This window comes from Streptomyces sp. NPDC006368, from assembly GCF_040612535.1.
Lineage (GTDB): Bacteria > Actinomycetota > Actinomycetes > Streptomycetales > Streptomycetaceae > Streptomyces.
Genome location: NZ_JBEXQK010000058.1, coordinates 23538 through 31013 on the forward strand (window position 1 = coordinate 23538; position 7476 = coordinate 31013).

Here is a 7476-nt window from a genome sequence, read left to right on the forward strand (position 1 = left end):
CTCACGCCGCCTTCCGGCGCCCTTTCGGAGCCCGGCGACCGTGGTGGGAGGCCACCGGAGGCAGCCCGGTCGGTAGGGCCCATCCCTCGACGGTCGGGGTCTCGGAGCGGGCGACCATGAAGCGCGTGAGCGAGAAGTCGGCTCGCTGCTCCTCGGGGTAGCGGTCGTTGAAGTTCTCCACGCGCACCAGTTCCAGGTCGCTCGCGGAGCAGTGATCATGTACCCACTTCACCGCTGCATTGGCGGTGTCGTCCTGGCCCCGGCCGGTCAGGGTGATCATCCCGAGGAGGCGGGAGTCCGGTTGGGTCTGCGCTCCGACGGCCCAGGTGTCACCGGACTGCCTGGCGCCGTGCGCGAAGAAGACGGCGATGTCGTTCTGCCAGACTGCCTCGGGAATCGTCAGCGGGGTGCGCACCTGAAAGGGGACGTCGCGGGGGACGACGGCCATGACCGACTCTGCCTCGGCCCGCAGCATCTCCGGCAGCACGCTGGTGTACGTGTCGGAGGTGATCTGCCGCGAGGAGTGCCCCAGCTTCTCCTGGACGACCTTGATGTCGTGCCCGGCGAGCAGGGACAGGGTGGCGGCGAGGTGGCGCAGGTCGTGCAGGCGGACCGGCGGCAGGCCGGACAGCTCAACCAGGCGGGTAAAGCGTCGGGATATCCAGTCGGGGTGCAGCGCCTCGCCGTTCTCATGCGTCCACACCCGACCGCTCTCGACGTAGGCGTCCCCCCACTCCTGGCGCTGCTTCTCCTGCTTCGCGCGAAAGGCGGCGAGGTTGTCTCCGGACTCCAGGCTCAGGGACAGGGTGCGAACGCTGTCGGCCTTCGGCGCTTCTCCGTACAGCTCGTACGCCACCTCGACGATCTGCTGGGAGATCCGTAGCCACAGGGCATCGAGGCTGACCTCCGTCCAGGGCAGCGCGGCCATCTCACCGCGGCGGGGGCCGAGGAAGATGAAGCTGTGCCACAGCTCGTAGAGCCAATCGTCCTTGACGAAGTCGAGGAATTGGCCGGTCAGCTCCGGTGTCCAGACCATGACCGGGCCGGGCTTCTCGCCGGTGCGCTTCCAGTGCTCGATGCGCTCGGGAGTCCAGACGAGCGGCTTGGGCCGAGTGACTGGCGGCAGCTCCACGAGCTGGGCCCAGTTCCTCTGGAAGAGCTGTTCGCGCTTGATGCCCCAGGACAGTGCCGAGCTGAGAGTGTAGTTGATGCGGTGCATCGTGGCTGCGGAGGTGACCTTCCGCAGCCCCTTCTTGCCCTCGCGCAGTTCTGCGTTCGCCTCGAGAAACGCCCGGCGCGCGGCGCGGCGCTCCTCCTTCTTGGCGTAGCCCGCCGTCTTCACCCAGGCGCGGTGCGCGGCGTCGCGCTTCTTCTGGAGCTCGTCGACACGCAGCCGATGGAGGATCCGCTTGGCGTTCTCCTTCTCGATCGCGTCGTACATCTTGTCGAGGTGCCGAACCTTGAGGTCGCGGCACTTGATGTGCCCGAGATGCGGGAGGAGGTAGTTGCTGATGTGCTCCTCGTAGCCATGGCGGGTCGTACGGGCCAGAGACTTCTTCGCCTTGATCCACCGCAGGAAGAAGTCGCCACACTTCTCATCGGACAGCACGTCGCCGCCGGCCATGGCGGCGTCGTAGATCTCCCTGGCCTTCTTCTTGGCGTCTTCCAACTTGGCGAAACCGCCGCGGCGTACCCGCTGGCGGGTGCCGCCCTCGGCTGGTTCGAGCTCGAAGTAGAAGTTCCAGGTGCCGTGCCCCTTGCCTAGCTTGGGGCACGTCGTGCCGATGGATCCGATCTTGGGGTTGCCGTCGGTGTCGAGGACGGGGTTGCCCTTCTTGTCCTTGAGTGGTCCCTTGCACTGGCACCGCCTGTAGTAGCTCGGCTCGAACATCCGACCCCTGCTCCCTGTTGACTGTTGCTTGGATCACAGCCAGTCGTCGGCGTGCGTACGTGTCCGTACGTGCCTGGCGTGATCTCACTTGATCTTGCTGGGGGTGTCGGACAGCGTTGTAAAGTTGCTGACAAGTTGGCGCGGGGGAGATTGCGACCAACGAGATGACTGCTCTGGGAGCGGGCGGACAGGCTTCGGCCGGAGCGATGGGTCTGGAGGAGCTGCTGGCCCTTCCGGCCACAGTCAACGTGACAACTGCCGGGCGTGCTCTGGGAATTGGCCGAGACAAGGCGTACGAGCTGATCCGCAATGGGAAGTTCCCTGTTCGGACGCTCCCGCTAGGCGGCACAGTCCGGGTGCCAACGGTGGAGCTGTGGAAGGTCCTCGGCATCGAGCAGCGCCGGGACGCGGGGGTGAGTACGTGATCGACGGAGGCGGCGCGTGATCTTGGGGTGTTTGTTGAGTTTCCAACAATGTGACCTATCTTCGGTAAACTAGTTCACTAAAGGGGGTCGGTAGGAGGGGCGAGGAGATGCCGAGGCTGTACGGCTTTGAGGACATGGCGTACCGGCGGGTGCGCGAGAGCGAGGCGGAGGGCATTCGTGCTGCCGCCTCGCGACGGTTGCTCAAGCAGCCCTATCCCGCCATCACGGAGTGGATGAACGCCGAGGGGTACCGCACGACGCGCGGTGGCCTGTGGAAGCCAGACGTCCTGGCAAACGTGCTCGATCACCCGGCCATCGCCGGCCTGGAGGAAGACGAGAACGGCAACCTCGTCGAAACGGGCGGCCCCGCGATCATCCCTCGGGAGGACTTCGAGGCCATCCGTGCCATGCGCCCCGTCCATGACCCCGACAAGCAGCGGGCGCCACAGCGCGAGTACCCGATTCCGGGTCTGATGGGTACCTGCGGGCTGTGCACGACCTCGCTGGGCTCCTCTCCCTCGAACCGCGGCAGCCGCGGCTACCGGTGTGCGCCCAGCACAGCTCAGCATCCGGGCGGGTGCGGCAAGGTCCGCATCAATGCTGACCTGCTGGAGACGTACGTTGCTGAGCACGTGCTGGCAGAGTTGGCCAAGCCGGAGGTCAGCGCGCTGATTGGTCAGGCGCGAGATGAACTGCTGGCCCAGGCTGCCCTCCTGCGTAAGGAGGCGGCAGCCGCGCGCCGTCGGCAGAAGAAGCTGGGCGTGGACTACGCGCGCTCGCCGGACATGTCGCTCAAGGCGTTCAGAACGGCTGACAAGGAACTCACGCAGCTGATCCGCGAGAGTGAGACAAAGGCTCGCTTCCTGGAGCAGGCCAAGCACGTGCCGGTGGGCGACATCCCTGACCTCGTGCGCTGGTGGAACCATGCGCCGATGAAGGCGAAGAAGGGTGTCCTGGTGCTCATGCTGGAGAAGGTGGTTGTGTACCCGGCCGCGTCCAGAGGCTCGCGCACCGTGGACGCGGACCGGGTGGCACTGCATTGGCGCCAGTGGGGCGCGGAGGCTGAGGAGAAGACCGCCTAGACCGCGCTGCTCGCGCCTTTGGGGCTGACGTGGTAGCCGATGGTGGCCAGCGCGAGACCGGTGGCCACGCAGATGATGGAGAGTCCCGCCAACGCGGGACTGACGGCATTTTCGACGTACAGCGGCCAGGCGTGCCCGGCCCGGTCAGCGATGATGTACCCGCCCCGGCTGAGCGCGTGGGCGACGCCGAAGATGCCTCCGGCGGCAGCGATGGACAGTCCGGTTGCCGCTGCGCGTCGTTGCTGCCAGGCCGCAATGGCCAGCGCGGTGGAGAAGGCGCCGATTTCCAGCCCGGCAACGGCTGTGAAGCCGAGGTAGGTGAGCAGGTACAGCCGGACGTCGGCGCTACGCGCGTAGGTCGTGGACAGCTCCGTGTGCGCGGTGTCGGCCATATGGAACTCCCAGATCATCGCTGCGACAACACAGCACACGGCGAAGATGCGCACCGCGACTCCCGCCTGTACGTGGCTTCTTGAGTGCGTCCAGTCCACGATCAGGACTTGGAGGCATGCCCAGAAGATCACTGCGGCGAGGTCCGAGGCGAGGGACGAGACCTCGTTGAAGTCCATGAGTCGGTCAACGGCTTCGGCGACTGTGGGGATCGCCAGGAGCGAGCCGAAGAAGCAGGCTACGAACGCCGACACCCGGGCCCTATGGGCAATGCGGTAGGCCGCCTGATTGCGGCGCTTACGGGTGTAGTACAGGCGTATCGCCGCGCTTACGGCTGTGACAAGGGCACAGACACCGTAGATGAGGCCGTCCAAGAGGTTCAACGTCCTTCCAGATCATCCGCTGCCCTCTCAGCGGCTTCGTGCAGGCTCAGCAGGCGGCGCGGCCGGCCCTCGCGGGGCTGGTCGACGCCGGGGGGAGGTGGGGGGATCGTGGGGACCTCTTCGGGTAGTCCCCTGCGACCACGGATCTCCCGGAGCTTCGAACTGATTTCAAGAATGTCCTGCACCTCAAGACCCTGCATTAAACGCAGGACTTCGCGGGCTTCTGGGCGCTCCCGGTACACGGACAGGGCTGCGAGGTCGTCCCACTCCCGTCCTGGGAGCAGAAATGCGGCCGGGGCGTCGAGTGCGTGTGCAAGCGCGGTGAGTGTAGACGATCTGGGGTTGCTGCTGGTGCCGTTCATCAGGCTGTTGACGGTGCCGTGCGACAGCAGGGGCTTGCGCTGTCCCACCGGGGTCGTCGCATGCGAGACGTCCCGTGCGCTGGGTGTGAACCCGTCGGGATCGCGGCGCAGTCGCAGCAGGACGAGCAACTTCGAGGCCAGGCTCATGAGTTGACGCCGGTCAGTGGTGTCTGTCATGTCCGCCTATTCTGGCCGTGTCGTATGCTGCCGCAGGTGACTGGCCGGTAACAATCGTCCCTGCCTCTACGATACCTCGCAGCTCGGAGGGGTTATAGGGTTTGTTGGACAGTTTCCTCGGGGGAGCCGGCGGGTGAACTGCGGGCGTCACGCGCCCCGTTACCTGCCTCTCGGTGGGCTGTCGAGAAAGTCGCATCTGGGCGGGCGAAGGCGGCGCGCTTGCCGTTCACGGGAGGAATCGCATGTCCGAAATCGACGAGCGGCGGATCGCTGAACTGGCCAAGCAGCCCCCGTGTTTGCTTCGGGGTGGGGCAGGCGTCTCGACCCGCCAGGAGGCTCGAAAGCTGCTGGAGTGGCAGGCCGGTATGCGCGGCAGGGAGCCAGACGACGGCCTGCAAGAGGATGGGTGCTGTTGAGTCACAGGGTGACCAGCACCCAGACGGAGACAATATAGGTGACATTTTTGATCTGCTGCTGTACGTTCTGACGTGCCGGGCGGGTACAGCAGCCGCAGGACCCCGCCTCGGCAGCGTCGCGCGAGCGACGTCCTTCCCTACTCCTCGCCGGGCGGCCGACCCCCCCCCGCGCCCCGCCCGGCGAGGAGTCGGCCGTCCGGTGCGGCCGTCGGGGTGCGTGACGGGAGCCAGCCCGCCGTGACCGCTTGGTCGTGGCGGGCTCTCTCATGTCCGCAGCCAGGAAAGGGAATTGCTAGATATGGCGAATTCTCCTTTCTGAATTCTCTTGAATTTAAAGAGTTCTGAACTTGCTTTGGTGGTATTCGCCATTAGGATATAAGTGTAAGAACAAAGGGGAGCACCCCAAACGGAATTCACGAAAGGCGCGGGAAAATGGCTGACGGTAAGGTCGAGTTCATCAACATCAAGGTCAGCGAGATCGCCCCCAACCCGGAGCAGCCGAGGAAGTTCTTCTCGCAGGAGGCGCAGGAGGAGCTGACCAACAGCATCAAGGAGAACGGCCTCCTCCAGCCGGTCGTCGTCCGGCCGGTCGAGGGCGGCAAGGTCCCCTACATGCTGATCGCGGGCGAGCGGCGCTGGCGGTCCTGCCAGGCGGCCGGCCTGGAAGTCATCCCGGCGAAGGTCGTCGAGGGTGCCACCGAGGAAGAGGCATACGTCCTCAGCATCGCTGAGAACGTCAACCGCGCGGACATGACCATCATGGAGGAGGCCTGCGTACGCCGATCTCAAGGCCGCCGGATGGACCCCGGCGAAGATCGCCAAGCAGTTCGGCAAGACCGAGACCCACATCACCTGGCGGCTGGGCCTGCTCACCCTGCGCCCCGAGGTGGCCGAGATGGTCGACCAGGGGCAGATCAAGAACAACCTCGCCTGGCACATCGCCCAGCTCAACCCGGCGAACCAGATGGTGGCCGCCATGCGATACGTGCGCGGCGACTTCGACAGCGAGGCTGAGGCGCAGCACTTCGCCAACGGCCTCAAGATGATGGAACAGCAGACCACCCTCACCAACGAGAAGGCGCCGACGGCCGAGGAGCAGGAGGAGCAGAAGAAGGCCAAGGCCAAGGCGAAGGACGGGCTGGGCAAGGCGGAGGAGGTCCTGATCCCGCTGCTGGAGGAGCTGGCGGAGAAGAAGCCGGAGGACCTGGCCGTCATCCTCGGTGACGACCTCGCCCGTCACCTGCGGGTCGTCCAGCGCCTGTACGCCAAGGTGCAGATGGTGAAGAACCTGCTGAGCAAGGCGCAGGGCATCCAGCGGGCCATGGCCGAGGAGTTCAACAAGGCGGCCGTGGAGGTCCAGCAGGAGGCGGCGGCTGCGAAGAAGTCCGAGGCGGCGGCCAAGCCGGAGGCGAAGGCGGCGGACGAGCCGCAGTCCACGGCGAAGAAGGCGGCGGCCAAGCCCGGCCCGAAGCCCGCGGCGCGCACGGCCGCGGGCGCGAAGGCCCCGGCGCGCCGGACGCCTGCCAAGAAGGCGGAAGCGGCAGCGAAGTAGAACGGAGGGGCGCGGCGGCGGTCGCGCCCCTCTTCTCCTGTGGGTTGGGTGAGTGGGCGCGGCAGGAATTCCGGCCGCGCCTCTTTCCGCTTGAATTCCTCTCCGAATTCCAACCCGATTCGGCCCGAGCCGGGCACGCAGGGGGCCTTTCCCTACGCGCCCGGTGCCGCTCAGACCCCCAAGATCCGAGCGGGCGGCATCATCGGTCACCGGGGGCTGCCGGCGGCGACGCCGACGCGCCCCGGCATCTGAGCACCATGAAAGGAATGGCTACGTGCTCACTCTGTTTACGAATCGGTTCCAGGCGTTCCAGCGCCCGCAAGGGGTGCCGGTCCGCATCACCCTGGGCGCTCCCCGCTTCAAACTCCCCTACTCCCTCACTCACTCGGTGCGGGAGCTTGCGCCGCGTCGGGACTACCTCTCCCAGCCTGAGCCCGAGTTCACGACGGCCTACCGGGCCGACCTCGACCAGCTCGGGCCCGAGCGGATCGCCGCGCGGCTGCGGCAGATCACGCAGTCCGAGGGCGATCACCGCCTGGTGCTGCTCTGCTTCGAGGACCTGGCCGAGCCGGGCCTGTGGTGCCACCGCCGCGTGTTCGCGGCCTGGTGGAAGGACGTCACGGGCGACGAGGTGCGGGAGCTGTCCCCAATGGGTCAGCAGGGCACCTTGATCTGAGCGTCGGAACCGCGCCCCAAAGATAGGTGACATTATTTCAAGGGCTGCCTGCTCCTTGTGTAAGGTTCCAGCGCAGCGCCCCGGCCCCGGCACCCCGCCGGGGCGGGCGGGGTGGTTGGTGG

At 66.4% G+C, this 7476-nt stretch carries 7 protein-coding genes; 4 read left to right on the top strand and 3 right to left on the bottom strand.

What is annotated here, in order from left to right:
- Nucleotide 1: 1 nt before the first annotated feature.
- The gene (locus ABZZ38_RS28235) at nucleotides 2–1891 is read right to left on the bottom strand and encodes a tyrosine-type recombinase/integrase (protein ID WP_356744997.1); all 1890 of its coding nucleotides are present in this window, start codon (nucleotides 1889–1891) and stop codon (nucleotides 2–4) included.
- Nucleotides 1892–2423: 532 nt separating this feature from the next.
- Here ABZZ38_RS28235 and ABZZ38_RS28240 point away from each other — a divergent pair.
- Complete coding sequence (locus ABZZ38_RS28240; protein ID WP_356744999.1) at nucleotides 2424–3398, top strand: recombinase family protein; 975 nt, start codon at nucleotides 2424–2426, stop codon at nucleotides 3396–3398.
- Here the strand turns inward: ABZZ38_RS28240 and ABZZ38_RS28245 are convergent.
- On the bottom strand, nucleotides 3395–4162 hold the full coding sequence (locus ABZZ38_RS28245) for a hypothetical protein (RefSeq protein WP_356745001.1): 768 nt from the start codon (nucleotides 4160–4162) through the stop codon (nucleotides 3395–3397). The two genes, ABZZ38_RS28240 and ABZZ38_RS28245, sit on opposite strands and share 4 nt — an antisense overlap.
- A gap of 5 nt (nucleotides 4163–4167) precedes the next feature.
- Nucleotides 4168–4710, bottom strand: a complete 543-nt coding sequence (locus ABZZ38_RS28250) for a hypothetical protein (RefSeq protein WP_356745003.1) — start codon at nucleotides 4708–4710, stop codon at nucleotides 4168–4170.
- 848 nt (nucleotides 4711–5558) lie between these two features.
- Between ABZZ38_RS28250 and ABZZ38_RS28255 the strand changes: the two genes are divergently transcribed.
- The 3 genes from ABZZ38_RS28255 to ABZZ38_RS28265 all read left to right on the top strand — a co-directional run bounded on the left by ABZZ38_RS28255 (nucleotide 5559) and on the right by ABZZ38_RS28265 (nucleotide 7354).
- Nucleotides 5559–6140, top strand: coding sequence for a ParB/RepB/Spo0J family partition protein (locus tag ABZZ38_RS28255; protein ID WP_356745005.1), 582 nt, complete (start codon nucleotides 5559–5561; stop codon nucleotides 6138–6140).
- Entirely contained in the window at nucleotides 6022–6678 is a 657-nt protein-coding gene (locus ABZZ38_RS28260; RefSeq protein WP_356745007.1) for a hypothetical protein, read from the top strand. The genes ABZZ38_RS28255 and ABZZ38_RS28260 overlap by 119 nt, the downstream gene beginning before the upstream one ends.
- Before the next feature lie 274 nt (nucleotides 6679–6952).
- Complete coding sequence (locus ABZZ38_RS28265; RefSeq protein WP_356745009.1) at nucleotides 6953–7354, top strand: hypothetical protein; 402 nt, start codon at nucleotides 6953–6955, stop codon at nucleotides 7352–7354.
- Nucleotides 7355–7476: the final 122 nt, after the last annotated feature.